This window comes from Micromonospora zamorensis (assembly GCF_900090275.1).
GTDB classification, from domain to species: Bacteria; Actinomycetota; Actinomycetes; order Mycobacteriales; family Micromonosporaceae; genus Micromonospora; species Micromonospora zamorensis.
This window is the reverse complement of record NZ_LT607755.1, coordinates 2353474-2379790: the sequence shown is the minus strand read 5'-3', so window position 1 is coordinate 2379790 and position 26317 is coordinate 2353474. Positions and strand designations below refer to the sequence as shown.

Below are 26317 nucleotides of genomic sequence, written 5' to 3'. Positions count from 1 at the left end.
TGTCATGTCGCGCACCGACGAAGTGGTGAACGGCATCAAGCGGATGATCCTCGAAGGGCAGTTCAAGCCCGGGGACCGACTGCCCATCGAGAAGGACCTCGCCGAGTCGCTCGGCGTTTCGCGCGGCTCGCTGCGCGAGGGCATGTCGGCTCTGTCGATCCTCGGCATCGTCAACATCCGTCAGGGTGACGGCACCTACGTCACCAACCTCGACGCGCCGCAACTGCTGGCGCCGATGGGCTTCGTGGTGGACTTCCAGGGCCAGGGCGACCCCCGGCACATCCACACCGTCCGGCGACTGCTGGAGTGCGAGGCCGCCCAACTGGCGGCGACCAGGATGACCGACGAGGCCCTCGCCCAGGCCGGGGACCTGCTCGCCGAGGCGGCCCGGATGGTCGGCCAGTCACCGCAGGACCACGAGCGCATCCTCGAGATCGACATCGCCTTCCACCGGATCATCGCGGTGCACGCCGAGAATCCGGTGCTCATCGGGTTGATCGAGGCGTTCGCCGGGCGCACCGTGCGGGGCCGGCTGTGGCGGAGCCTGCACGAGGAAGGCGCGGACCGGCGCACCCACGACGAGCACGTGGCGATCCTCAAGGCCCTTGCCGCACGTGACCCGGAGCGGGCCCGTATCCGGATGGCCAACCACCTGATCGGGGTGGAGGAGTCGTTGTACGGGTTGCCCGACGACACCGAGGCCAACTCGGACACCGCGCGGTCGTGAACGCCCACGCGGTCGACGGCCACGGTCACCGCTCGTCGCGTTCCACACTGGTGCTCCCGGTCATGGCCGCCACCAGGTCGTCGGTGGTGACCTCGTCGGCGCGCAGTCGGGCCGCCCGCCGACCGAGGCGCAGCACCTCGACCCGGTCGGCGATCTCGAGCACCTGCGGCATGTTGTGGCTCACCAGCACCACCGACATGCCGGCGTCGCGGGCGCGCCGGACCACGTCGAGCACCCGCCCGGTCTGGACGACACCGAGTGCGGCGGTGGGCTCGTCGAGGATGACCACATTGGTCGCCCAGATGATGGCGCGGGCCACCGCGACGCACTGCCGTTGCCCACCGGACAACATCGCGATCGGGGTGGTGACCCGCGGGATCCGTACGCCCAGTTCGTCAAGGGCGGCGGCCGCGCCCAGCCGCATCGCGCGCTTGTCGAGCAGCCCGAGCCGACCCAGCGGCCCGGAGCGCAGGATCTCCCGCCCGAGGTACAGGTTGGCGGCCACGCTGAGGTCGTCGGCGACGGCGAGGTCCTGGTAGACGGTCTCCACCCCGGCGCGCCGGGCGTCGACCGGGGTGGAGAACCGGACGGGACGACCACCGACCCGGATCTCGCCCTCGTCGGGCGGGTGCACACCGGACAGCGTCTTGATGAGGGTGCTCTTTCCGGCGCCGTTGTCGCCGATCAGCGCGACGACCTCACCCCGGTGGACAGTGAAGTCGGCGCCGCGCAGCGCCTCGACGTGCCCGAACCGCTTGACGATGCCACGGGCTTCGAGGACCGGCGGCTCGTCGGCGGTGGGCTGCCGGTCGCTGTCGGGGGTGGCCGTCGGGGTCGTACCCATCACTGCACCGGGGGGTTGGCGCAGCTGGGCTCGAGCACCGCCTTGATCTCCGCGGAGTCGATGTTCTCCTTGGTGACGAACGTGACGCCGGTGTCGGCCGACGCCAGCGGCGCCTTGTCCCGCAGGTGCTTGACCATCTTGTCGACACCGAAGTAGCCCATCTTGAAGGGGTTCTGCACGACCAGCGCGGAGATCTGGCCGCTGCGTACCCCGGCGATCTCGTCCGGGGCGGCGTCCCACCCGATGATGACCACCTTGCCGGACTTGCCGGCCGCCTGGATGGCCTGCGCGGCGCCAAGCACACTCGGCTCGTTGGCAGCGAAGACGCCCGCGAGGTTGGGGTTGGCGGTGAGGATGTTCTCGGTGACGCGTCGTGCCTCGTTGACGTCACTGCGGCTGGGCTGCTGACCGACCAGCTTCAGGTTCGGATACTGGGCGAGACCGGCCTTGAAGCCGTCGACCCGCTCGGTGTTGGTCTGCGACCCGGGCTGGAACTCGACCAGCGCCACCTCGTGGTTGCCGGGGCCGAGTTCGGTGGCGAGCAGCTTCGCCGCCTCGGTGGCCGACGCGCGGTTGTCGGTGGCGAACAGCGGCACGTTCGACGGCTGCGGGCTGGTGCCGGAGTCGATCATCGCGACCGGGATGTTCGCGGCGAGCGCCTTGTCGGTGGCGGGCGCCAGCGCACTGGAGTCGGTGGCCGCGTAGACGATGCCGTCGACCTTCTTGGTGACGTAGTTCTGGATCAGGTTGACCTGACCCTCAACATCGGTCTCGGTGGTCACCCCGTCCCACTGGACGGTGACGTCACCCGCGCGCTGCGCGGCGCACTCGGCACCCGCCTTCACCGTGTTCCAGTAGTCGGCCCCGACCGCCTTCGGGACCACGGCGAGCTTCAACGGCCCGCTCGCGTCCTTGGTCGCGCCGTCGCCTCCGTCCCGGACCTCGACCCCGCCGCAGGCACTGAGCAGAGCGGTCGCCGCGGCCACGGCCAGAATCGCCTGCGCGCGCAGGAGTGGCCCTCGTGCCCGCCGGCTGGTGGTGGTGTGTGCCATGGTGTGTGTCCTTCCTCGTTCGGACGCTCGAAGTGGCATGTCAACCCCGTGATTCCAGCCGCCGGCGGCGGTACTGGTCGAAGTAGACGGCGGCCCAGATGATCAGGCCGACGATCACCTGCTGGTAGTGGATGCTGATGTCGAGCAGGACGGCGCCGTTGCGGACCAGGGCGATGAGGAACGCGCCGATGATGGTCCCGACGATCCGGCCCTGACCTCCGAAGAGGCTGGCCCCGCCGATGACCGCGGCGGCGATGACGTCGAGCTCCAGCGAGATCCCGTAGTTCGGCTGACCGGAGTTGACCCGGGAGGCGGCGATCATGCCTCCCAGACCGACCAGCACACCCGCCAGCACGTACACGCCGGTCAGGTGCCGACCGACCCGGATGCCCGACCGGCGTGCGGCCTCCAGATTGGAGCCCATCGCGTACGTGTACTGGCCGAAGCGGGTCTGGGAGAGCACGAAGGCGACACCGACTGCGACCAGAACGGTGATCACCACGGCGAACGGAATGCCGACGATCTCCCCGTTGCCGAGCAGTTGGAAGGATCGGGGCAGGCCGTAGACGCCGACCGCCCCGGTGATGATGAAGACGAGCCCTCGTCCGACGGACATCGTTCCCAGCGTCGCGATGAACGGTGGGATCCGAGCCACGGTCACCAGCAGCCCGTTGAGCAGCCCGGCCAGTGCGCCGACGCCGATCGCGACCGCCGTCGCCGCCCAGAGTGGAAAGCCGAGGTCGCGTACGACCATCGCCCCCGCCACGCCGGCGAGCGCGGCGACCGACCCCACGGAGAGGTCGATGCCCTTCGTGATGATGACCATCGTCTGCGCCGTGGCGATGATGGCGATCACCGCGGTCTGCGCCCCGATGTTGAAGAGGTTGTCCGCGGTCAGGAAGTAGGGACTGGCGACGCTCAACACGATGAACAGCACGACGAGCGCGGTGGCGGCGGTCAGCTCGGAGACGGCGTGGGAGATCCGTTCCCGGAACCAGTCGCTGGGCGTGCCGTGCTGCGTGCCGGTGGTTGCCTCGACGGTGCTCATCGTCGGCCCTGACCTCCCCAAGCGTGGCGCCGCACGCGACGGGAGAGCCGTCGGCGAGCGGAGCACCGGTGACCGGCCGAGCCTCCTCGGCAGGGAGAGACGGACTCGAAGCCCGCACCACCCATGGAGATAGGTCGGATGTTTCCCTTGATCAGGCGTTACCATGCCATGCACGTACGTGTGTTGCCAAGGTCTTGCGACCATGTTTTGCCGTCGTTACGCGAGCCTTCGGAGCCCTACGTCCGACCAGAACGGCATGATCTGTTGTCGATGGCCGCCCCGCGAGCCAACGAACCACAATCCGATTGTTATCGATAACATGCTATGCCTTCGACGCCCGCCGCGCTCGCCTCGTTCCGCCTCAGCCGGTGCACGAGGCGGCGAGCAGACACACCTGCCGGTCCGAGCCGACAATCAGCCGGCCCGGGCCGATCGCTGTCGAGCGCGTGCTCGACAGCGGGCCGCGGTTCCACCGTCGTCCAGGCCGCGCCGTCCACCCGGCCATCGGCTCGGAGAGCTTCGCCGTCGCGTCGGGTTCGGCGGCGGCGGACGATGCCCGCCGCCAGCGATCGAGTTTTGATCTGACGAATCGGGCGGCGCTGAGTCCTCGAGCACAGGTGCTTCACCCAACGCGGGGCCGGGTTGACCGCCTGCGGCGGCACCGATACCGTCGACCCACTATCTGCGGCGACGCGAGGGAAGCCGGTGTGATTCCGGCGCGGTCGCGCCACTGTGAGCGGTTCCCCCACCTCAAAATGGGGCCCGCGAGCCAGGACGCTCGGTCGTCCGCAGCCTTGCGATGGGGACGCGTCATCCCCGGGGAGGTTCGTGATCATATGTCCAGCTCCACGTCCAGCCAGCCGTTGGTGAATCCCGCTGGCACCACGCGTCTTTTGTGGACGGTCCTGGCGACCGTCGTCGCGCTCACCCTGCTGGCCTACCTCGTCGCGTTCGACCAGGGTGCGGTGTCGCGCAGCGGGACGTACCTGCACGAGCTCATGCACGACGGCCGGCACCTGCTCGGTGTTCCGTGCCACTGAACGCCACCACCGCTCCCCCGTTCCTCGCCGTCCTCGTCCGCGGCCTGCTCGCCGGCCTGATCGCTGGCCTGCTCGCCGGGACGTTCGCCTACGTCGCCGGCGAACCGCACGTCGAGGCCGCCATCGCTATCGAGGAGGCGGCCTCGCACGCCGAACCCGCCGCTGGCGGGCACCAGCACGACGAGGCAGTGGTCACCCGGAGCGGCCAGCGCGGTGGGCTGTTCCTGGCCACCGGCCTGTTCGGCGCCGCGATGGGCGGTCTGCTGGCTACGGCGTACGTCCTGCTGGCCCGTCGGCGACGGACCGACGACGACGGGCGCTCCGGCCTGCTGCTGGCCGGTGCGGCGCTGCTCGGCGCGGTGATCGTGCCGTTCCTCAAGTACCCGGCGAACCCGCCGGCGGTCGGCGACCCGGCCACCATCAACCAACGCACCGCCACCTACCTGCTGATGGTGGTGCTCGGTCTGGTGGCCGTGTGGGCGGGCTCGCTGGGCTACCGGTCAGTCGGCGCGCAGGCGCCACTGTGGCAACGCGTCGCCGCGGCCGTCGGCGGTTTCCTGCTGGTCACCGTCGCGTCCTACGTGGTGCTTCCGTCGTTCCAGGAGGTCCCCACCGACTTCCCCGCGACGCTGCTGTGGAACTTCCGACTGGCCTCCCTCGGCACCCAGGTGGTGCTCTGGACCGGGATCGGCCTGCTGTTCGCGGCCCTGATGCACCACGATCGACTCCGTCGGGCCGCCGCCGCGCTGCCCAGCACGTGACCGCCACCAGCCTCCGGCTGGTCGCCCACGGTCACACCGCCGCCCTGCGTCGGGCCCGCTTCGGCGGACCCGACGACGGCCTGGACGAGGGCGGTCTGCGCGCCGCCCTCGCCCAGGCCGACGCGGATCCGGACCGGCGTGGGCACCTCGGCATGCACGACACCTGCCTGTGCAGCCCAGCGGCGGCGGCCCGGCAGACCGCCGACGCCTTCGGTCTGCTGCCGACGATCGAGACGGCGTTGGCCGACTGCGACTACGGCAACTGGTCCGGACGGTCGCTTGAGGAGATCGCTGAATCGCAGCCGCAGGCGCTGCACGACTGGCTGTCCGCACCGGAGTCCGCGCCGCACGGCGGTGAGTCCGTCGCGGCCGTACGGGATCGGGTCGGCAGTTGGCTGGACGAGCAGCACCGAGCCGGCGGGCGCGTCATCGCGGTCACCCACCCGCTGGTGATCCGTGTCGCGGTCGTGCACGCCCTCGGGCTGCCGATGGCGACGTACCGACAGCTGGACGTGGAGCCGTTGGCGATCGTCCGGCTCACCAGCCAGGGCACGCGCTGGCAACTCCGACTGGGCGCGCCGCAGGCCCACTCCCCTGCATGATCCACTCGCGTTCGCGGAAGTCGGGGCATCCACGGCGCCTCGATGCCCCGACTTCCGTAAAACCGAGTCGATCAACGTCCGAACGCCGACGGCTCAGACGTTGGGCGGGCCGTGAGTACGACCCGCCCAACCCGTCGACTTCGTTCTAGCCGGTGACGGTGAACGGCCGGGACACCTTCGTCGCCGACTTCTCGCCGCTCAGCGTGACGTTGGTCGCGCCCGCCTTCGCCGCACCCGGAACGCTGACCGTCGCGCCGGAGATGACACCGTCACCGTTCGCGCGAACCGTGCTGACCGCGAGGCCGTTCCCGACGGTGATCGTGACCGCCTCGTTCGGAACGAACCCGGAACCGTCGATGGTGATCGACGTGCCACGCGGACCCGAGGTGGTCAGCAGTGCCACCCGCGGCTGGTAGGTCGGCGCCTGGGCCTGCCCGGTCACCTGGACGGTGGCCGTGGCCGGCGTCCGCGTCGACGCGCCCGTCGCGGTGACCGCGTACCGGCCGGGTTGTGCGTCGCCGGAGGTCGGGACCGAGACGCGGACCGTGCCCGTCGCGGAGGCCGCGACCTTCGTGGCCCGGGCGGGGTCGGTGCCGACGCTGACGGTCACCTGTTCACCGGCGGCGAACCCGCTGCCGTCGACGGTGACAGTGCCGCCGGTGGTGACTGCGCCGGCAGCCGACAGCGCGATCGTCGGCTGGGAGCCGCCCCGCGCGACGGTCACGGTGAAGGCCTCGGTGCTGCTCGACAGCGTGTCCCACGTGGTGACGTGCACCGTGTAGGTGCCCTCCCGCGTGTAGGTGTGCTGCCCGCTCATCGCACCGGACGCACCGATGGTGACGTCGTCCGGAGCCGTGCCGTCACCCCACTGGACGCGGGCACGGTAGCCGGTCGTGCCGGGAACGCCGCCGGTCACCGAACCGAGGTTCGCCGCGAGGGCCTGCCCGGCGTTCGCCGTCTGGTCCTTCGGGGCGACAGTGGCCAGCGCGGGGGCCGGCGTGCCGTCGTTGGCGACGGCGAACACGTGGATCCGGCCCGCCGTGCGGGGGTCACCGGTCTGCGTCGGCAGGGTCACCGACACCAGCGTCTTGCCCGCCGGGATCGGGTACGGCGCGGTCGCGAACAGGAACGGCTGGGCGCCGTCCCGGCTCGTGCCGTTCAATCGGTACGCCGTCCGGGCAACGACGATGTTGCCGTAGGACGGGGTGCCGTTGGCGTTGCCGCCCAGCGTCCAGTCGCTCATCTGGATCGGGATGCTGGCCGTGCTGCCGTCACTGAAGTTCGCCGTGCCGGTGGTGCTCTGGTTGCCCTGCGTTCCGGCGCCGATGAAGGAGATGCTCTTCGCGTCCTCCGGCAGGTCGAGCAGGACCGTGGCACCGTTGCCGGTGGCGTTGTCCGGCTGCCCGGCCGGGATCACCGGCAGCGTGAACTGCAACGCAGTCCCCGGGACCTGCTGCCGCTGGCCCTGCGTCGCACCGCCCGCCGCGAGGGCGGCCCGTGAGTACGCCCACGTCTTGGCGTCGCAGTCCGCCGCGAGGACGCCTTCGTCACCGACGCAGACGGTGTCGAACGCGGCGGTGAGGCCGGAGGTCGGGGCGTACGCCACCTCGACGCCGACCGTCGCGGAGCTCTGGCTCTCGCCGTCGGTCACCGTGACGTTCGCCTGGTGGTAGCCCGGCGTGGCGTAGGTGTGCGACCCACCGATGTTGTAGACGGCCCGCGAGCTCAGCGTCACGGTGCCCTCGGTGACCGGTGTGCCGTCACCCCAGTCGATCGTGGCCCGGTAACCGGTCGCGGTGCCACCGGTGACGGACGCCAGCGGCACCGAGACCGGTACGCCGGACGTCGCGTGCACGCCGGACGCGGCGGTCACCGCGATGTCGCCGCCTCCGATGGCCACGTCGCCACCGGCGAGCAACTCGATCTCGGCGAGACTGGTCTGCGCGGCGCCGACGGTCTTCGTGACCGCGAGACGGAACTGCGCGAACCGACCCGGCTTGTCGATCGTGTACGGGCGGGTCTGACTGCGCCACCGGAACACCTGGTCCCTGCGGGAGTCCACTGTGGTCCACGTGATGCCGTCGTTGGAGCCCTGCAGTCGCCAGTCCGCCGGATCGCCAGCACTCGCCCCGGACGTGACGGTGTAGTACGTCGGCTTCTGCTTTCCGCCACGGAACGCCCAGGAGATCTGCGGGGTCGCCGAGGTGAAGGTCAGCTGCGTGGTGGACGAGTCGTCGAACAGCTTCGAGGCGTCCTGACCGCCGGTTGCGGTCGCGGTGCCGAGGCCGGGGCCGGTGGTGTCCTGCAACGGCTTCGGCGCCTGGTCACCCTTGGTCAGCGACGGCGGCGCGTCGTTCCTGCCGCTGCCCCAGGAGGACGGGTTGGGGCCCATCTGGAAGTCGATGGTGCCGCCCTTGGCGAGTGCGGCCACGTCCAGGGACAGACCGCGCTGCTTCTTGCCGTTGACCTTGACGTCCTGCACGTAGACGTTGCGGGTGCTGTTGCTCGGCGCGTTGACGACGATGTCGCCAGTGGTGCGACGCACTGTCATCTTCGTGAACTGCGGCGAACCGATGGTCCACTCGGACGACCCGGCCTGCAGCGGGTAGATGCCCAGCGAGCTGAGGATGTACCACGACGACATCTCGCCGTTGTCCTCGTCGCCCAGGTAGCCCTGGCCGATCTCGCTGCCGACGTAGAGGCGCCGCAGGATCTCCCGTACCGTCGCCTGGGTCTTCGCCGGCGCGCCGGCGAAGTTGTACATGTACGGGATGTGGTGCGACGGCTGGTTGCTCATGCCGAGCTGACCCATCCGCACCGCGCGCGCCTCGATCATCTCGTGGATGACGCCGCCGTACCCGCCGGGTCGGTCGGCGTTCTCCGGGGTGGAGAAGAACGTGTCGAGCTTGTCCCGCAGCGCCTTCTGCCCGCCGAGCAGGTTGGCCAGACCCTGACCGTCCTGCTGGGCGGTGAAGGCGAAGTTCCATCCGTTGGTCTCGGTGTAGACGCCACCCCAGTCCAGCGGGTCGCCGGCGAGGAAGTTACCGGCGGCGTCGCGACCCTGGAAGAGCTTCGACTTCGGGTCGAAGAGGTGGACGTAGTTGCGGGCACGCTCCAGGAAGTAGCGCGACTCCTCCTTGAGCCGGGCGCGCTCCGACTTCGGCGTGGCCGGGTCCTTGGCGAGGGCCGCACCCATGTTGCCGATGCCGTAGTCGTTGATGAAGCCCTCCAGCGCCCACGACACCGACTCCCCGGTGGAGGTCGGCGTGTAGCCGAGGAACAGCGACGTCTCGATGCCCTTGCGTCCGACCGCGCTGCGGCCGGACGCGACGGTCGCGTCCTTGACGGCCGCGTCGTACGCCGCGAGGGGGTCGGGCAGCTTGACCCCGGTGAGGTACGCCTGGGCCAGAGCCACGTTGGCGCTGGTGCCGGTCATCAGGTCGGCGTAGCCGGGAGACGACCAGCGGGCGATCCAACCGCCGTCGCGGTAGTGCTGGACGAACCCGTCGGAGATCCGGGCGGCGACGTCCGGGTACAGCAGCGCGTAGGCGGGCCACACGGTGCGGTACGTGTCCCAGAAGCCGTTGTTGACGTAGATCTGCCCGTCGACGATCTTCGCACCGGTCTGGGTGGGGGTCGACGCGCCGGTCGGCGCCGAGACCGGGCTCGCGTACTGCCAGCGCGGCGCGGCGGCGGTGCCGGTGTTCTCCGACTGCGAGTTCGGGTAGAGGTTCAGCCGGTACAGGTTCGAGTACATCGAGACCAGCTGCGGTTCGGTGGCGCCACGCACCTCGACCCGGCCGAGCCGGTCCTTCCACATCGCCGTCGCGGCGGCGTGGACCTGGTCGAAGCTCTTGCCGGTGACCTCCAGATCGAGGTTGCGGCGCGCCTGGTCGACGGAGAGGAACGACGTCGCGAGGCGCATCGTCACCTCCCGGGTGGTGGAGACGTCGAAGGTGGCCGAGGTCGCGGCGGTTGCCGTCGGTGCCCGGTCGAAGGCACCGGACACGAACATGCGACTACGACCGGCCGACAGGCCACTTCCGTTGTCGACCCAGCCGGTGAGGGTGCCGTCCGTGCCGATGGTGAAGGTGCCGTTGTGGAAGACGAGACTTCCGGTCGCCTGCCCGGTGGGGAAGGTGAACCGCATGATCCCGGCGTGGTCGGTGGGCGACATCTCCGCGACCAGGCCGTTCTGGAGCGTGACCCGGTAGAGGTCCGGCTGCGCGATCTCGTCGTCATGGCTGAAGGCGAGCGCGCGGCTGGCGGGCTGGCCGGTGAGGGAACCGCCGCCGACGACCGGCATGACCGACATCTGGTTGCGGTCACCCATCCACGGGCTGGGCTCGTGGGAGATCGCGAGCCCCTGCAACATCGGCAGGTTGGCCGCGTTGTTGATCCGGTGGTACTCGTACTCCCAGGAGTTGGAGGTCGCGTCGGTCACCGGGGTGAAGAAGTTGAAGCCGTTCGGCACCGCGGTGATCGGCAGGTTGTTGCCGCGCGAGAAACCGCCAGTCGAGTTGGTGCCCCGACGGGTGTCCACGTAGTTGGTCAGCTTCGTGCCGTCGATCGACGCCGGCGCGGCCGTCAGCTCGATGTCGTCGAGCCACCCCTGGAACTGGGTGTCCCCGGTGGCCTGCGGGTTGTCGTACGCCAGCAGGATGCGGTCGATCGTCTTGCCGCGGGCGATGGTGCCGAGGTCGGCCTGCACCAGGTTCCACTGGTCGGCGAAGAGCACCTTCGACGCGCCCTGGCCGGCACCGGTGAGCAGGTAGCCGTGCTGGTCGACGGGCGAGCGCCCACTCAGGTAGCTGCCGTCGGTGAAGTGCAGGTCGACGGCGGCGTAGGTGGACGGGTACCTGGCGTTGCCCGTGGTGAACTCCGGGAAGATCTTGTATGACAGACGGGTCTTCGGCCCGACCGGCACGTTGACGTCGAACAGCTTGTTGGTGGCGTACGAGCGGCCGTCGCCCTCGGCGCCACCGGAGTAGCGCAGCGCGGCCAGCCCGGTGAACCCGGCGTCCGGCTTGGTGGTGTAGCCGCCGTTCGGACCGGCGGTGGCTTCGCTGACCATCGGCGTGGCCGGCGGACGGACGTCCGAGCCGTCGCTGATGTTCCAGTCGGCGAGCTGCACGAGCGAGTCACCGGAGTTCGCGGTGACGTTCAGCCGGTAGAAGGCGTAGGCGCTGGTGTTGGTGAAGCTGTACCTGTTGGTGGCGTACCGGCCGTTGAACGTCTGGCCGACACGCTTGTCCAGGTCGGTCCAGGTGCTGCCGTCGTTGGAGCCCTGGACGACGAAGTCCCTGGGGTCGCGCGACGGTGCGTCGTTGGCCGAGGTCAGCGAGTAGCGCAGCACCGTGGCCGGCTTGGCGAGCTGGTAGGTCACCCAGCCGCTCGACTGGAAGATCAGCCACTTGGTCGACGAGTCGTCGTCCTTGAGGTTCGCGGCGATCTCTCGGGGCTGGTTCTCGTCGCTCGCGGTCACGGCGCTGACCTGGCCGAGCAGGCTGCCGGGCAGGGTCGTGACCTTGCCACTCAGGTTGCCCTGGACCGGTTTTCCGTTCGCGCCGACCTCCACGGTGCTGGTGGCGGGTTGCGGGTCGGCGGTCTCGAACGAGGAGCTGAAGTTGCCGGGCGTCGCCGAGGTGGGGGCGGCGTTGGCCAGGGGTGCGGCGACGAGCAGGCCCAGCGGTAGCAGGACGGCTGTCGTCGCGGCGATCAGGCGGGGAGACAGGGAACGCGCAAGGGGGGTATGCGACATGAGGGACGGGGCCTTTCGACTCGAACGGGTCGAGTACGTCGAAGGTCTGGACTGAGTGGAGCGTGGTGGGCGGTGCCCTGACATCGTTGTCATTGGAGTTGGCGAACAACGAGAGTCGGGGCGGGTGGACTGTCGCTGATAGTTCCGGGCACGGCACGGCCGTGTCAACGGGTTGATGGCGATGAAACCGGCCGGGCCACCCACGACCGCCTGCCGGGCCCCGACTCCGTAAGAAGACGTGCGCCGAGGCCCGGCCGCGGATCAGCAGTAGAGGTTGGCTCCGGCGGACACACCGAGGATGCCGACGAACTGCTGGTACTTCGTGACGCGGCTCTGCACCTGGGCGGGGTTTCCGCCGTTGCACTCGATCGAGCCGTTGATGCTGCGGATCGTCTCACCGAACCCGGCACCGCCGACCATCGCATTGTGGGCGGTCATGGTGCCCGGCCCGTTCTGGGTCATCCAGTACCAGATTCCGGTCTTCCAGGCCACCGCGGCATCGGTCTGCACCAGCCACGGGTTGGTCAGCAGGGGCAGGTTGAGGGCGTTTCCGGCGGCGTTGTAGTTGAAGTTCCAGCTGAGCTGGATGGGCCCACGCCCGTAGTAGGCGGCCTGCCCGGCCGGACACCCGTAGGGCTGGCCGGGGTCGCAGTAGTGCGGGTAGTTCGCGGTGTTCTGCTCGACCACGTGCACGAGGCCGCCGGTCTCGTGGTGCACGTTGGCCAGGAAGGCGGCCGCCTCCTGACGCTGGACGGTAGAGCTGCCGCTCTTGGCGAACGCCGGGTAGGCGCTGAGTGCGGCGACGAGCCCGGAGTACGTGTAGAAGGAGTTGCGGCCCGGGAACATCTGGTTGAACTGGGCCTCGGTGACCACGAAGCCGCCCGGGTCGGTGGGCGGCGGGGTGGTGGGTGGCTGGCCGCCGCAGGTGTAGGGCTCCCAGTACCAGGTGCTGACGATGGGGTCGTAGCCGGGATTGTCGTGCTCGGCCACGTAGTAGAGACCGTTGGTGTACCGCACGATCGCCCCTGCCGCGTACCAGGTTCCGGCAGCCCAGTTCGGGTGGTTGCAGGTGCCTCCGGTGGGCGGCGGCGTGGTGCCGCCCCCGCATGCGCCGAGGTCCTCCCAGACACCGGTCGTACCCGGTGGCGCCTCGGCCTGGGTCCACCACTTCGCCCGGTAGTTGCGGCCGTTGTGGGAGACCTGTGCGTCTCCCCAGTAGACGGCCGAGGCCTGCCACGATGCTGAGCAGGCGGCTGCCGACGCAGCGGTCGACGGGATGACCGCAGCCAACCCGCCGACGACGGTCAGTGCCACCAGCGCGACCAGCGCGCGCAGTCTCGTCATGTGATCACTCCTTCCTGGGATCCCACTGGCCGCAGACTCGGCCAGGTATAGACATAGGTGACTGTAACATTTTCTGTTTACTTTCTTTACTGTTGCGATGGAGCCACCTCCTCGACGGAGCGATGGCGAGACGTCGGAAGTTTCGGCCACTTTCCGGATCATCCGAGCGATGCCGCGAGGATCGAATCATCGGACGTCGATTGACCGACTGCCAGGACCAGCGGGCGCCGACCTACCTCGTTTCGAACGGCTTCCGGAACTTGTTGACGTGCCGGAAATCCCGCTGCAATACTCCGATCCATCACGGTCGATGCAACGGCTTCGTGATGTCCCGGTTATGCCTCCCGCGAGAAGGGGCACCAGATGAGCAAGCTCTTCCCCCGTACGGCGTTGTGGTCGAGGCGATTGCGCGCCGCGCTCGCCGTCCTCGCCACCGCCGTCGCGATGTGCGGCGTGGTCCTCGCGGCCACCTCGACCCCGTCGAGCGCCGCCACCTGCAACGGCTACGTCGGTCTCACCTTCGACGACGGTCCGACCGGCAGCACCAGCGCGCTGCTGAACGTGCTGCGCAGCAACGGCGCACGGGCCACCATGTTCAACGTCGGGCAGAACGTCCAGAACAACCGCTCGGCCGCACAGGCACAGGTGGCCGCCGGAATGTGGGTCGGCAACCACAGCTGGAACCACGCCCACATGACCTCGATGAGCCAGGCTCAGATGCAGTCCGACCTGTCCCAGACCAGTTCGGCGATCCAGTCCGCCACCGGCATCCGGCCACAACTGTTCCGGCCGCCGTACGGGGAGACCAACTCCACCCTCCAGTCCGTCGCGTCATCGCTCGGCATGCGACAGGTGATCTGGGACGTGGACTCGCAGGACTGGAACGGCGCGAGCGTCAGCCAGATCGTGGCCAACGCGAGCCGCCTCCAGGCCGGTCAGGTCATCCTCATGCACGACGGGATCCAGAACACCCGCGACGCCATACCGCAGATCATGGCCAACCTGACCAGCCGCAACCTGTGCCCCGGCATGATCTCGCCGTCCACCGGCCGGGCGGTCGCGCCCGACGGCACGACCCCGCCGCCCGACGGTGGCACCCCGCCACCCACCGGCGGCACCTGCACGGCGACGGCGTCGACCACCAACGTCTGGGGCGACCGCTACAACACGTCGGTGACGGTCAGCGGCGCCAGCACCTGGACCGTGGTGGTAGCCATCACCGCGCCGCAGCGGGTCTCCACCATCTGGAACGGCACCGCCACCTGGGACAGCAGCGGCACCGTGATGACCATGCGGTCCAACGGCAGCGGCAACACCTTCGGCTTCACCACGATGACCAACGGCAACAGCGGCGCTCGTCCGCAGATCCGCTCCTGCACGGCGGGCTGACACCGAGCCGGTGTGCGGCGGGCGCCCGGATGCCCGCCGCACACCCTGTCGCGCGGATCGGGGGCCACTAACCTGCACTGATGCGACACACCCTCGCGCCCTCCGACGACAGCCTGCACGGCCACTTCTCCCCCGATTTTCCGCCCGTGCTCACCATCGACCCCGGTGACACCGTCACGTACCGCACCCTGGACTGCTGGTGGTCGGCCGGTCCGTATCCCGGCGGAGCGAACCGGGACCGGCCCCGGGTCGCGCAGCATCAACCCGACCACGGTCACGCGTTGGTCGGGCCGGTCGCGGTCCGCGGTGCGCGCGCCAGCCAGACCCTCGCGGTACGCATCGATGCGGTCGTCCCCGCCACCTGGGGCACCACCGTGGCCGGCGGCTGGCCGAGCGGGTTCAACCAGCGCTACGGCGTGCAGGAACAACCGGTGGTGCATGCCTGGACCCTGGACCCGGCGACGATGACCGGCCGCAACCAGCATGGCCACACGATCGCGCTGCGGCCCTTCATGGGGGTGCTCGGCATGCCACCCGCCGAGCCGGGGCGTCATTCGACGATCCCGCCGCGCCCGTGGGGCGGCAACCTGGACTGCCGGGACCTCACCGCGGGAAGCACCCTCCTGCTGCCGATCCCGGTGGACGACGCGCTGTTCTCGGTCGGGGACGGCCACGCCGCGCAGGGCGACGGCGAGGTCGGCGGCACCGCGATCGAGTGCCCGATGGACGAGGTGACGTTGACCTTCGACGTCCGTGACGACTTCCCGGTCACCGGCCCGGTGGCCCGCACCGCGGACGCGTGGCTGACCCTGGGCGTCGGCGCGTCCCTCGACGAGGCCTCGTTCATGGCCCTGGACTCGATGCTGACCCTGATGCAGCGGTTGCACGGCCTCAGCCGCGCGGACGCGGTGGCGCTGGCCAGCATCGCGGTCGACGTGCGGGTGACGCAGATCGTCAATCAGACCGTCGGCGCGCACGCGGTCCTCCGCGACGACGCGCTGGGCTGGCCGGGCGCCGATTCTGTCGGGGGCCGCCGTTAGCGTGTGCGCACTGTCGCCGCGCCGGCCACGTTTGGCCGGTCGCTGACCCCTCGGAGGCCCCCATGTCCCAGGAGACGACCTACCTCGAACTGTCCGAAGTGGACGGTGCGCACAAGTTCTACGAGGTCATCGTCGACAACGCCACGCTGACCGTGCGCTACGGCCGGATCGGCGACCAGGGGCAGATCAAGGCCAGCGCCTACCCGGACAACGCGCGGGCCCGCGCCGCCGCCGCGAAGAAGATCGGGGAGAAGGTCCGGAAGGGTTACGCGCCGGCGGTTCCCGGCGTCCGACAGAAGCGCACCGTCTCCCGGCGGCAGATCGTCAGCACCCGCTCCACCGCCCACACCGCTCCGGTGCTCTGGCGCTACGACTCGGGCGCTCCCGCCTTCGGCATCTTCGTCGACGGACAGCACTGCATGGTCGGCAACGAGCACGGCGTGATCACCACGCTCGACCACGACGCCCAGGTGCGCAGTCAGGTCCGCCTCCCCGACGGGGTCAAGTGCATCGTCGCCGACGACGCCTGGATCTACGCCGGCTGCGATGACGGCAACGTCTACGACCTCTCGGGCAAGATGCCCCGGGTGGCGTACGCGATCGCCCCGGAGATCGACATCTACTGGCTGGACATCCACGACGGGGTGCTGGGCGTGTCGGATGCCGACGGCGGGATCACGGCGGTCGACCACGAGGACGAGTTCCTGTGGCGTCGGCCCGGGCGGGGCCGCTCGGCGTGGATGGTGCGGTGCGACAGCGACGCCATCTACCACGGCCATTCGCAGGGGGTGACCGGCTACGAGTGGCGGACCGGCGGCGAGCTGTGGCACACCAGGACCGGTTCGGTGCTCTTCGGCTGGCAGGAGCACGGCAGCGTGTTCGCCGGCACCGGCACCCGCGAGGTGGTGCGACTGTCCAAGGCAGGGCGACTGGAACGCACCTACCGGTGCGACGCCCCGGTGTTCTCGTGCGCCACGGCGGAGGGCGGCCAGTACGTCTTCGCCGGTGACAGCCAGTCCTCGATCTACTGCTTCGACGCGGCCGGCACGCGGCTGTGGAAGCTCGGCACCGGCTGCGGCTCGGCCTACTCCATGCAATACCACGACGACCGGCTCTACGTCGTCACCACCGGCGGCCACCTGGCCTGCATCGACGCGAGCGAGCCGGCGATCCGTGCGGCGCAGGCCGGGGACGTGCCCGAGGTGCGCGACGTCAAGGCCCCCCGTGAGGCACCACGGCCCGTGCAACCGACGGTCGTCGAGGTGACCAGCGACGCGGGCGCGGGCGTGGTGGTGCAGTGCCTGGACGATCGGGGGCGGTTGCGGGTCCAGGTGCTCTCCGACGGTTACCGACGCGACTGGTCGGTGCAGTTCCCCAAGGGGATCCGCGAGCCAGGCGCCCGCTACCTGGTGGCCGAGGTCCGCGAGGCCGGCCGGGGCGGGTTCTACCGGGCGTTCGGCGACATCCGCCGCCTGCGCTGAGCGGCGGTGCACGGCAGCCGGGGGCAGACGGCAACGGCGCTGCTGCCGCGATGGGTGTGCCGGGGGTGACGGCTGCTGCGCTGCCCCCGGTCACTGCCGATCCGTCGACCATCCGCAAGGCGGGCGTCAGGACAGGTCGTAGTCGAACCAGATGCTGTGGGTGCCGTCTTCGTCGACTGTCAGGCCTCCCGTTCCGCGGATGCCGGTCAGGCCGCCGGTGCCGCTCGTGGGGACGATCGTCAGGAACTCGGCCTGCCGGTCCTGACCCGTGGTGGTGGCGGAGTGCACGAAGTTGAAGGTGCCCGCGTTGCCGGCGACACTGCCCTCGAACGACTCCATGGCGACGTACGTGCCGGTGCCGGTCGTGGGATCGAAGGCGGCCGTGAAGAGTGTTTCGGATCGGCCGTCGATCTCGCCGGTGAATGTCTTGCGCATGGTGGCGAAGCCGACCGGCAGGCCAGTCTTGACCTCGGGGCTCGGCACGGGGACCGCGGTGAACTCAGCCACGTCGAACGTTCCGATTGCTCGCATGTCCCGCACGGTAGTCCGCTCGGCTGACATTTCCGTCGGGATTTCGAGCGCTTCCAAAGCTGATCATGACTGTGCCTCGGGCAGAGGTGCGCGGGTCCGGCCGGCTGTCCGGCTGACTTCGACGGGTGACCCGTCCGGCTGGGTAACCTGACGCCATGATCTTCATTACCGCCAAGTTCCGGGTCCTGGCCGAGCACGCCGACCGGTGGCCGCAGATCGCCGCCGACTTCACCGAGGCGACCCGGGCCGAGCCCGGCTGCCTGTGGTTCGACTGGTCCCGCAGCGTGGACGACCCGACCGAGTACGTGCTGGTCGAGGCGTTCCGCGACGACCAGGCCGGAGCGGCCCACGTGCAGTCCGCCCACTTCCGCGCGGCGCAGGAGACCCTGCCTCCGCACCTGGCCGAGACGCCGCGCATCGTGAACGCCACAGTGCCGCAGGAGACCTGGTCGCTGCTCGGCGAGATGGCCGTCCCCGAGAGCCGCTGACCGCCGCAGGCACGCGGCACCGCCCGCGCCGACCGCGCCGAGGCGTTCCTCGACGCGTCGGCGGTCGGTGTCGACCCGTCGTCAGCGCAGCCGGCGGGCGGTGAAGCGGGCCGGCGGGTCGGCGATCACATCCTGTGCGGCGATCAGCTGGATCTCCCGGGTGCCCGCCGCGAGTGTCGCTTCGAGCACCGCGTAGACGGAGGCGATGGTGCGCTCCAGCGCGATCGCGGGTGAGCCGGTGGTCCACAGGTGCGCGAGATACAGCGCCGCCGTGACGTCGCCCCCACCGTTCGGGTTGATCGGCAGCAGCGGCGTGGTCACCGCCCAGGCGCCCTCGTCCGAGACAGCCACCACCTCCAGCGAGTCCGGGGGCAGGTCGCCGTGGAGCACGCTGGTCACCAGGACGTGCCGGGGCCCGGTCGCGCGTACGACGTCGACCGCGTCGAGCACCTCCGCGAGCGAAGTCGTCGTACGGCCGGCAAGGAAGTCGAGCTCGAAGTGGTTGGGCGTGATGATGTCCGCACGCGGCACGACGGTGTCCCGCAGGTACTCGGGAATGCCAGGGCGGACGAACATGCCGCGACCGGCGTCGCCCATCACCGGGTCACAGCAGTACAACGCGGCCGGGTTGGCCGCCTTGACCTTCGCCACCGCGTCCAGGATCACCGCGCCCATGGCCGGGTCGCCCTGGTAGCCGGACAGCACCGCGTCGGCGCCGCCGAGGGCTCCGCGGTCCGCGATGCCCTCGATCACCTCGGCCACGTCGGCGGCCGCCAGCATCGGCCCCCGCCACGCGCCGTACCCGGTGTGGTTGGAGAAGTGCACCGTCAGGACCGGCCACACCTCGTGGCCGAGCCGCTGCAGGGGAAACACCGCTGCCGAGTTGCCGACGTGACCGTAGGCGACCGACGACTGGATGGACAGGATCTTCACCGGCTCATCATGGCCGCCCGGGCGGGCGCCGCACGCGCGGCCCGCCGAATCTGTCGGGTGGCCCACTCGCCGCGTACCCCTCGGTGACGAGCGGGCGGCCCGGACATCGTCGTCCGGGCCGCCCGATGGTTCTCCCGGTCAGCCGCCGAGGCTCGCCGCGGCCGAGGCGATCGACGAGGCGAAGTAGCTCACCTGGGTGTAGACACCCGGGTAGTTGGGCCGGGCGCAGCCGTTGCCCCAGCTCACGATGCCGACCTGGATCCAGGCGTTCGAGGCGTCGCGGCGGAACATCGGGCCACCCGAGTCACCCTGGCAGGTGTCCGTGCCGCCGCTGGCGTAGCCGGCGCAGATCTCCTGTGCGGGGATGAGGTCACCACCGTAGTTGGCGTTGCAGGTGGAGTCGCTCACGAACGGCACGTTCGCCTTGAGCAGGTACCGCTGCTGGCCGCCGCCCTCACGCGCGGCGCCCCAACCGGCCACGGTGAAGGTGCCGCTGTCGTAGGCGGTCGTGTTGGCGATCTTCAGGGTGCTCAGCCCGGTGACGGGGCTGGCCAACCGGATCAGCGCCCAGTCCCGGCCGGAGCCGTTGTAGCCGGGAGCCCGGTAGACGTAGTTGGACCGGACGGTGATGCGGCTGGACGACTGGAGGTCGACCGTCCCGAGCGTCGCGGTGATGCTGGTGTTGGTGCCGGTCGAGCCCACGCAGTGCGCAGCGGTGAGCACCAGTCGGGCGCTGTACAACGCCCCGCCGCACCCCATCGAGAGTCGCACCATGAACGGGAACTCGCCCTGAGCGGCGCGGGTGCCGCCGACGACGTTCGGCGTCATGGGGTTGTCGGCCGCTGCGGCCGGCGCGGTGAGAGTGAGGCTGGCCGCGGTCACCGCGGCCAACGTGGTGGCCAGCAGGCCAGTGAGGGTACGCCAGCGAACCATGCATTCCTCCGCATCAGGATGGCACGCCTCGTGAGCGCACCCCGTTCGAGATAGCGGTCATCATATTGAGCTACATGGATTTCTTGCGCCATCCTCTCTGGGTCGTACCACCGGGGCTATGGGTCTCGTCCGGTGCGCACCGGCCGTCAGCCGCCGGGCGTACCCGTGCTCTCCCGGCGGATGAGCCGAAACGGCGTCTGCACGGTCAGCGGTGCCGCGACCTGCGCTCCCTCGATCCGGGCGACGAGGCGGCGCACCGCGAGACGGCCGATCTCCCGCTTGTCCGGCGCGATCGTGGTGAGGGTCGGGGTGCTGAACCGACCTTCCTCGATGTCGTCGATCCCGATCACCGCGACGTCCTCCGGCACCCGCAGACCGGCCTCGGCCAGCGCCCGCAGCGCGCCGACGGCGATCAGGTCGTTGTAGCCGAACACCGCGTCCGGTGGGTCGCCGAGCGCGAGCAGGTCACGCATCGCCCGCTTGCCGTCGAGCCGGCCGAACGCGTCGGTGCGGGCGACCAGCCGCGAGCGGTACGGCAGGCCGGCGGCGGCCAGGGCCTCGCGATAGCCGCGTACCCGCAGGTGGGCGGACTGCCGGTCGCCACCGTGCGTGGCGCCGATGAACGCTATCCGGCGGCGGCCGATCGCCACGAGGTGCTGGATCGCGGCGTGGCCGGCGGCGACGTTGTCGATGGCGATGTGATCGTGCGGCACGTCGTAGACGCCCTCACCGATCAGCACGAGCGGAGTGCCCGCGGTCCGGGCCAGCACCTCCTCCCGGCCGATCCGCACCGGACTGAGGATCAGGCCGTCGATGATGTGCCGCCGGGATCCGTCGAGGAGCGCGAGTTCCGCTCCCCGGTCCGCGGCGGTGTTCTCCATGACCAGGGTGTAGCCGAGCCCGGCGGCCTCGGCGATGGCGATCTCGGCGAGCTCGGCGAAGTAGGGGTTGTTCAGTTCCGGGATGGCCAGGGCGATCAGCCCGGTACGCCCCCGACGCAGATGTCGCGCGCCCAGGTTGGGGCTGTAACCGAGTTCGTCGATCGCCTGCTGCACACGCAGCCGGGTCCGCTCCCCCACCGGCCGGTATCCGTTGACCACGTTCGAGACCGTGGCCAGCGACACGCCCGCGCGTTGGGCGATGTCCTTGAGGTTGACGCCCATCCACCGACCCTTCGCCAGGGGGACCGCCGAGCCGGGCACGCATCGACGGACAAGGATTGACGGGAGGCCCGGCGCGGCTCTATAACGTTATACAGGCGATGATGGATGTCAATATGCCAGTCCCGCCGACGCGTGGAGATCCCACCGGCATCCGTCGATGACGCCCGTCCCCCGTCAGTGACCACCCGATGCCCACCACCCACGCGCTTCGGGCCTGGCTGCACCGCCCGCGGCGACTCGCCCCTCGGAGACGGCATGACACGTCAGGTCCCCATCCGCCCCGCCCTGCCGCTGCTGCTCATCCTCGCCCTGATCGCCGGCGTTCTCGCCGCGCCAACCCCACCGGCGTACGCCGCACCGGCCAAGACGCCGCCACTGACCACCCCATGGACCAGCCAGGCGCTGGCCGGCACACCCCTGCCCGAGTACCCGCGCCCCCAGATGACGCGACCGGACTGGCTCAACCTCAACGGCGAGTGGCAGCTACGCCAGTCGGCCACCGACGACGCCCCGCAGTTCGGCACCGCCCTGCCCGAGCGGGTCAACGTGCCGTTCCCGGTGGAAAGTGCGCTCTCCGGCATCCAGCGGGCCGCCAACGACAACCGCAACTACCTGTTCTACCGGCGCACCGTCACCGTCCCGGCCAACTGGTCGGGACGGCGGACCCTGCTGCACTTCGGCGCCGTCGACTGGCAGAGCACCGTCTGGGTCAACGGCGTACGGGTCGGCGCGCACACCGGCGGCTACGACGCCTTCACCTTCGACGTGACCCCCCAGCTCACCACCGGGGCGAACGAGATCGTCGTCAAGGTCTGGGACCCAACCGACACCCGACAGAACGGCAGCCTGCCCGCCATCGGCAAGCAGACCAAGACACCCGGCGGGATCTTCTACACCCCCAGCTCCGGCATCTGGCAGACGGTGTGGATGGAGCCGGTGCCCACCGCCTCCATCAGCAGCGTGGACGTCTACCCGAACCTGAGCACCAACACGTTGCGGGTGCGGGTCTTCACCCGGGGGGACGTGAGCGGCCACAGCGTGCTCGCCGAGGCGCTGAACGGGAGCACCGTGGTCGGTTCGGCCACCGGCGGCTTCACCGAGTTCAGCGTGCCGGTGCCGAACGCACGCCGATGGTCGCCCGACGACCCGTTCCTCTACAATCTCCGCGTCACCCTCCGCAACGGCTCAGCCTCCACTGTGGACCGGACAGCGCACTACTTCGGCATGCGGGAGATCACCACGGGTCTGGTGAACGGGGTGCTGCGCCCCAAGCTCAACGGCCAGTTCGTGTTCCAGGTCGGCACCCTCGACCAGGGCTTCTGGCCGGACGGCCTCTACACGGCGCCGACCGACGCCGCGCTCGCCTTCGACCTGCAGAAGCACAAGGACCTGGGCTTCAACATGGTGCGCAAGCACATCAAGGTCGAGCCACAGCGCTGGTTCTACCACGCGGACCGGCTCGGCCTGCTGGTCTGGCAGGACATCCCGTCGCTGACCGCGCAGGACATCAACCCGACCGACGCCCAGCAGGCGCAGTTCGAGGCCGAGGCACGCGAGATCGTCGACGAGCACCGCAGCTCGCCCGCAGTGGTCGCGTACACGCCCTACAACGAGGGGTGGGGTGAGCGGTCCCTCGCCGACACCCGGCGGGTCGCGCAGAACATCAAGAACCAGGACCCGACACGTCTGGTCAACCCGCACAGCGGCCACAACTGCTGCCAGTCCCTCGGCAATCCCGGCAACGGCGACATCGACGACTGGCACGTCTACCTCGGGCCCGACTCGCCCACACCGTCGAGCAGCCGGATCGCCGTACTCGGTGAGTTCGGTGGGCTGGGCCTGCACACGCCGGGCCACGAGTACAGCCCGAGCGGCGGCTTCTTCGCCTACGAGTGGCAGACCAGTTCGAGCGCCCTCACCGATCGGTACGTGGGTCTGGTGCAGGGCAGCCAGAACCTGATGGTCGGCAAGGGACTCAGCGCCTCGGTCTACACCGAGATCACCGATCTGGAGGGCGAGCTGAACGGCTTCCTGACCTATGACCGGCAGGTGATCAAGATGGATCAGGCGCGGGTCCGCGCCGCCAACACCGCCCTGATCAACGCCTCGAAGACCATCGGCAGCTCGGCGCCGGTGGCCCTGCCGGTCAACACCCGGCGGTCGTTGCAGGTGACGACGCCCGGCTTCACCAACCGCTACCTGCGCCACCAGGACAGCCTGGCCTACACCGAGGTGGTCGCCGCCGCGAGCCCCAGCCTGCTCAAGGCCGACGCCACGTACACCATCAGGGCCGGCCTGGCCGATGCCGGCTGCTACTCGTTCGAGTCGGTCAACTTTCCCGGGCAGTACCTGCGCCACCAGAACTCCCGGGTCCGCAACTCGCCGGACGACGGCTCGACGCTCCTGCGTGCCGACGCCACCTGGTGCGCACGGGTCGGGCTGACCGGCTCGGGTGTGTCGCTGGAGTCGTACAACTTCCGGGGCAGGTACCTGCGGCACTACAACTCGGAGGTCTGGCTCAGCAACGGCACCGGCGGCGACGCGTACAACACGCCGACGTTGTGGACCGCCGACAGCACCTGGAACATCGCCAGCCCCTGGGCGCCCTGACCGCTGACCCGGCGGGTCGTCACGCCAGAACATCGCGGGGGTTCCGGCCTGGGCCGGAGCCCCCGCGACGCGTGCGGGCGTCGCCGGTCCCTCGGCCAGGCAGGTGGCCCGAGCCCTGCGTCACCTGCCGGTCCGGAGATCGTTTTCCGGTCATGAGGGAGAGCGGCACCGTGATTCCGCCGTCCATCATGGGCGGTCGTCCGCCTCATCTGTTCCCGATGGTCTCGTTGTCGCGCGCAACGGGCATCTCGTCGTGAAATGGGGTCGACCGACGGCAAGGACCCAGGCGCAAGTTGCATCCAGCCGGTTTCAGCCGTCCGTTGCAGCACGCATTATGTCGCGGCATAAATAGACGGTGACCAATCTTGACTTGTGCGGCTACTCAGCGCACCGTAAAGAGCCAGAGGCAGATGCGCGCCATTATCGGCCCAAACTGACCGACCTCAAAAATGGAGGCGCTGCCGGTTTCGCGCCGCGCGCATCAGGAGGCTTTCCATGCGTTTGAATCCGTTCGCCGGGGTCTATCTCACCGATCCGGCAAGCATGTGGCGGCGCATTCTCGACGATCCCGACGGTGTGCACTACGCCGAGGATCTGGGGTTGTGGTTGATCAGCAGACACGCGGACGTCCGGCGCGCACTCGCCGACGTCGCGACGTTCGGCAACGCCCTCACGCTCGCCCCGGTCTACGAGGTGTGCCCGGAGGCGATGAGCGTGATCATGCAGATCGACGCGCCCCCCACGACGGCCGCTGCCGACCCGCCGGTGCACCCCCGCACCCGTCGGGCCCTACGGGCGGCCTTCGCCAGCACCCCCGAGCGGGTCGAGGTCGAGTACGGCCCGATCATCCGGCGCCGGGTCGACCAGTTGGTGTCCCGGCTCGCCGCCCGCCGGGGCGATCAGGTCGACCTGATCCCGGAATTCGCCACCGAGCTCCCCCTGCTGGTGGTCCTGGACATCCTCGGGGTGCCCGACGGCGACATCGGGCGGATCCGGAGCTGGGCGGACGGCCAGATCGCGCTCATCTGGGGGCAACCGGAGCCTGCGGAGCAGGTGCGCCTGGCGCAGGATCTGCTGGAGTTCTGGCACTACTGCGAGGAGCTTGTCCGCCAACGGGTGGACAGTGGACACCAGGGCGACGACTTCATCAGCCGCGCCCTGGCATACCGGGACGACGACGACGCGGTGCTGACCGTGCCCGAGGTCGCGAGCCTGGCCTTCAACCTCCTCGTCGCCGGCCACGAGACCACCGCCGGGTTGCTCGCCCACGCCCTCGACCAGGCGCTGTCCAGTCCGCGGCACTGGTCGGAGCTCACCACCGACCCGGGGGCCGTCTCCGCGTTCGTGGGCGAGACCCTGCGCTTCGCGCCCGCCATCGACGGCTGGCTGCGGGTGACCAACCGGGACGTCACACTGGGAACGGTGACCATCCCCGCCGGGGCACGCTGCCTGCTGCTGATCGGGGCGGCGAACCGCGACCCCGCGGTCTTCGCCCACCCGGACCAGTTTCATCCACCTCGGGCGGACGTGGGCAATCACCTGTCGTTCGGCCATGGCCCGCATTTCTGCATAGGCGCGGGATTGGCGCGGCTGGAGGCTGAAATCGCCATCACCCGACTCACCGAAGCCATTCCCGGCCTCCGCCTGGCGACTGGGCAACAGCGCTCGTACAAGGCCAATGTCGCGTTTCGAGCCCACCACACGCTGCTCGCGGTAATCGATACCATGGCACCGGCCGACGTTCCGGCGGCGCGAGGTGAGGCGGCCGTCGAAGCGCAGGCCGCCTGACAGTGCCGGTGCGCCAACGCGCCTGCCCGCGCGCGGACGAGTGCGGGAAGGGTGGCCTTCCCGCCCCTGCCCGGCACCGGCAAGGGGCCTGACACGCACCCTTTTCTGCTTTGCCCGACGATCCAGGTCGGTGAACGTCTTCACACCCATCGCGTCCTGGGTTAAGAATTGTCCTCTGTGAATGTTCAGCTCATCAGCCAATCTCGATCCGGCTTCCGCTGCTGATTCTCGAAGCCACGAAGGTGAGCGCATGGAGCACACGTCCCCGTCGAGCCCTGCTCCCCCTGCGGCCAGCGAACGGTTCCGATGGGAACTGCGCAACTGCCGCGTCCGGCGGGGTCTGACCCAGCGGGCGCTGGCGGATCTGGTGCGGTTCAGCCGGGAGACGGTCGCGGCGGTCGAGTCCGGTCGCCGGTTCGGCAGTCACGAGTTCGCGCTGCGCTGCGACGACGTGCTCGGCACCGACGGCCGACTCGCGGCGCTGTGGCCGCAGGTGGCGGCCGAACAGGCGGCGGCCGATGGCCGCCGGGGCCCCCGCGCCTCACCACCGGTCCGGCCGGGCCGGCCGGCGCCACGTCAGCGTGATCGACGCGACGCGCGCGACCCCGGCGCCGTGGTGGACGCGATCGACGAGCTGCGTGAGCTGATCGGGCAGGTGCTCAACGGCCCGTCCGGTCCGGACGACGCACAGCGGCCGCAGCCGCCGGCCGACCCCCGCGACGACCAGCGCTGACCCCACGATCCCGGCTCGGTCTCGGGCGTCACCGGCCGCTGACGTTGGG

General features: G+C 69.9%; 20 protein-coding genes and 1 riboswitch. Of the genes, 11 read left to right on the top strand and 9 right to left on the bottom strand.

Features of this window, described 5'->3' with window-relative positions:
• Positions 1-4: 4 nt before the first annotated feature.
• Entirely contained in the window at positions 5-727 is a 723-nt protein-coding gene (locus GA0070619_RS10035; RefSeq protein ID WP_088947813.1) for a FadR/GntR family transcriptional regulator, read from the top strand.
• Positions 728-752: 25 nt separating this feature from the next.
• Here the strand turns inward: GA0070619_RS10035 and GA0070619_RS10030 are convergent, their stop codons facing one another.
• The 3 genes from GA0070619_RS10030 to GA0070619_RS10020 are packed head-to-tail and all read right to left on the bottom strand — an operon-like array spanning position 753 to position 3671.
• Positions 753-1571 carry an ATP-binding cassette domain-containing protein gene (locus GA0070619_RS10030; protein ID WP_088947812.1) on the bottom strand — a complete coding sequence of 273 codons (819 nt, stop codon included), beginning with the start codon at positions 1569-1571 and terminating at the stop codon, positions 753-755.
• Positions 1571-2623 (bottom strand): ABC transporter substrate-binding protein, encoded by a 1053-nt coding sequence (locus GA0070619_RS10025; RefSeq protein ID WP_088947811.1) that lies wholly within the window; start codon positions 2621-2623, stop codon positions 1571-1573. The genes GA0070619_RS10030 and GA0070619_RS10025 overlap by 1 nt, the downstream gene beginning before the upstream one ends.
• 40 nt (positions 2624-2663) lie before the next feature.
• Entirely contained in the window at positions 2664-3671 is a 1008-nt protein-coding gene (locus tag GA0070619_RS10020) for an ABC transporter permease (RefSeq protein WP_088947810.1), read from the bottom strand.
• Between the two features lie 654 nt (positions 3672-4325).
• Positions 4326-4472: riboswitch (cobalamin riboswitch) on the top strand.
• Between the two features lie 35 nt (positions 4473-4507).
• On the opposite strand from GA0070619_RS10020, the gene GA0070619_RS10015 reads away from it, so the two are divergent.
• The 3 genes from GA0070619_RS10015 to GA0070619_RS10005 are packed head-to-tail and all read left to right on the top strand — an operon-like array spanning position 4508 to position 6074.
• Entirely contained in the window at positions 4508-4711 is a 204-nt protein-coding gene (locus tag GA0070619_RS10015) for a CbtB domain-containing protein (protein WP_088947809.1), read from the top strand.
• Positions 4702-5472 (top strand): CbtA family protein, encoded by a 771-nt coding sequence (locus GA0070619_RS10010; RefSeq protein ID WP_088947808.1) that lies wholly within the window; start codon positions 4702-4704, stop codon positions 5470-5472. Before GA0070619_RS10015 ends, GA0070619_RS10010 begins: the two co-directional genes overlap by 10 nt.
• Positions 5469-6074, top strand: coding sequence for a histidine phosphatase family protein (locus GA0070619_RS10005; RefSeq protein ID WP_197699629.1), 606 nt, complete (start codon positions 5469-5471; stop codon positions 6072-6074). The genes GA0070619_RS10010 and GA0070619_RS10005 overlap by 4 nt, the downstream gene beginning before the upstream one ends.
• A gap of 145 nt (positions 6075-6219) precedes the next feature.
• On the opposite strand, the gene GA0070619_RS10000 is transcribed toward GA0070619_RS10005, so the two are convergent.
• Both GA0070619_RS10000 and GA0070619_RS09995 read right to left on the bottom strand, forming a co-directional pair.
• Positions 6220-11835 (bottom strand): GH92 family glycosyl hydrolase, encoded by a 5616-nt coding sequence (locus tag GA0070619_RS10000; protein ID WP_088947807.1) that lies wholly within the window; start codon positions 11833-11835, stop codon positions 6220-6222.
• A gap of 261 nt (positions 11836-12096) precedes the next feature.
• The gene (locus GA0070619_RS09995) at positions 12097-13179 is read right to left on the bottom strand and encodes a glycoside hydrolase family 19 protein (RefSeq protein WP_088947806.1); all 1083 of its coding nucleotides are present in this window, start codon (positions 13177-13179) and stop codon (positions 12097-12099) included.
• A gap of 363 nt (positions 13180-13542) precedes the next feature.
• Here GA0070619_RS09995 and GA0070619_RS09990 point away from each other — a divergent pair, with 363 nt between their 5' ends.
• The 3 genes from GA0070619_RS09990 (at position 13543) to GA0070619_RS09980 (ending at position 17089) form a co-directional block, all read left to right on the top strand.
• Positions 13543-14568, top strand: a complete 1026-nt coding sequence (locus tag GA0070619_RS09990) for a polysaccharide deacetylase family protein (protein WP_088947805.1) — start codon at positions 13543-13545, stop codon at positions 14566-14568.
• 80 nt (positions 14569-14648) lie between these two features.
• A complete protein-coding gene (locus GA0070619_RS09985; protein WP_088947804.1) occupies positions 14649-15608 on the top strand; it encodes an acetamidase/formamidase family protein in 960 nt (319 codons plus the stop codon).
• A 62-nt stretch (positions 15609-15670) separates the two neighbouring features.
• Positions 15671-17089, top strand: coding sequence for a WGR domain-containing protein (locus tag GA0070619_RS09980; protein ID WP_088947803.1), 1419 nt, complete (start codon positions 15671-15673; stop codon positions 17087-17089).
• A gap of 126 nt (positions 17090-17215) precedes the next feature.
• On the opposite strand, the gene GA0070619_RS09975 is transcribed toward GA0070619_RS09980, so the two are convergent.
• Positions 17216-17620 carry a DUF3224 domain-containing protein gene (locus GA0070619_RS09975; protein WP_088947802.1) on the bottom strand — a complete coding sequence of 135 codons (405 nt, stop codon included), beginning with the start codon at positions 17618-17620 and terminating at the stop codon, positions 17216-17218.
• A gap of 155 nt (positions 17621-17775) precedes the next feature.
• Between GA0070619_RS09975 and GA0070619_RS09970 the strand changes: the two genes are divergently transcribed.
• On the top strand, positions 17776-18108 hold the full coding sequence (locus GA0070619_RS09970; protein WP_088947801.1) for a putative quinol monooxygenase: 333 nt from the start codon (positions 17776-17778) through the stop codon (positions 18106-18108).
• Positions 18109-18189: 81 nt separating this feature from the next.
• On the opposite strand, the gene pdxY is transcribed toward GA0070619_RS09970, so the two are convergent.
• The 3 genes from pdxY to GA0070619_RS09955 all read right to left on the bottom strand — a co-directional run bounded on the left by pdxY (position 18190) and on the right by GA0070619_RS09955 (position 21137).
• Positions 18190-19041 (bottom strand): pyridoxal kinase PdxY, encoded by an 852-nt coding sequence (gene pdxY, locus GA0070619_RS09965; RefSeq protein WP_088947800.1) that lies wholly within the window; start codon positions 19039-19041, stop codon positions 18190-18192.
• Positions 19042-19179: 138 nt separating this feature from the next.
• Positions 19180-19974 (bottom strand): S1 family peptidase, encoded by a 795-nt coding sequence (locus GA0070619_RS09960; protein WP_088947799.1) that lies wholly within the window; start codon positions 19972-19974, stop codon positions 19180-19182.
• Between the two features lie 146 nt (positions 19975-20120).
• Complete coding sequence (locus GA0070619_RS09955; protein ID WP_088951678.1) at positions 20121-21137, bottom strand: LacI family DNA-binding transcriptional regulator; 1017 nt, start codon at positions 21135-21137, stop codon at positions 20121-20123.
• A 255-nt stretch (positions 21138-21392) separates the two neighbouring features.
• Here GA0070619_RS09955 and GA0070619_RS09950 point away from each other — a divergent pair, with 255 nt between their 5' ends.
• From GA0070619_RS09950 to GA0070619_RS09940, 3 genes are all read left to right on the top strand, one after another.
• Positions 21393-23747: an AbfB domain-containing protein gene (locus tag GA0070619_RS09950; protein ID WP_172862015.1), complete on the top strand. Its 2355-nt coding sequence runs from the start codon at positions 21393-21395 to the stop codon at positions 23745-23747.
• A gap of 495 nt (positions 23748-24242) precedes the next feature.
• Entirely contained in the window at positions 24243-25535 is a 1293-nt protein-coding gene (locus GA0070619_RS09945; RefSeq protein WP_088947798.1) for a cytochrome P450, read from the top strand.
• Between the two features lie 250 nt (positions 25536-25785).
• Complete coding sequence (locus GA0070619_RS09940; RefSeq protein WP_157743966.1) at positions 25786-26268, top strand: helix-turn-helix transcriptional regulator; 483 nt, start codon at positions 25786-25788, stop codon at positions 26266-26268.
• Positions 26269-26317: the final 49 nt, after the last annotated feature.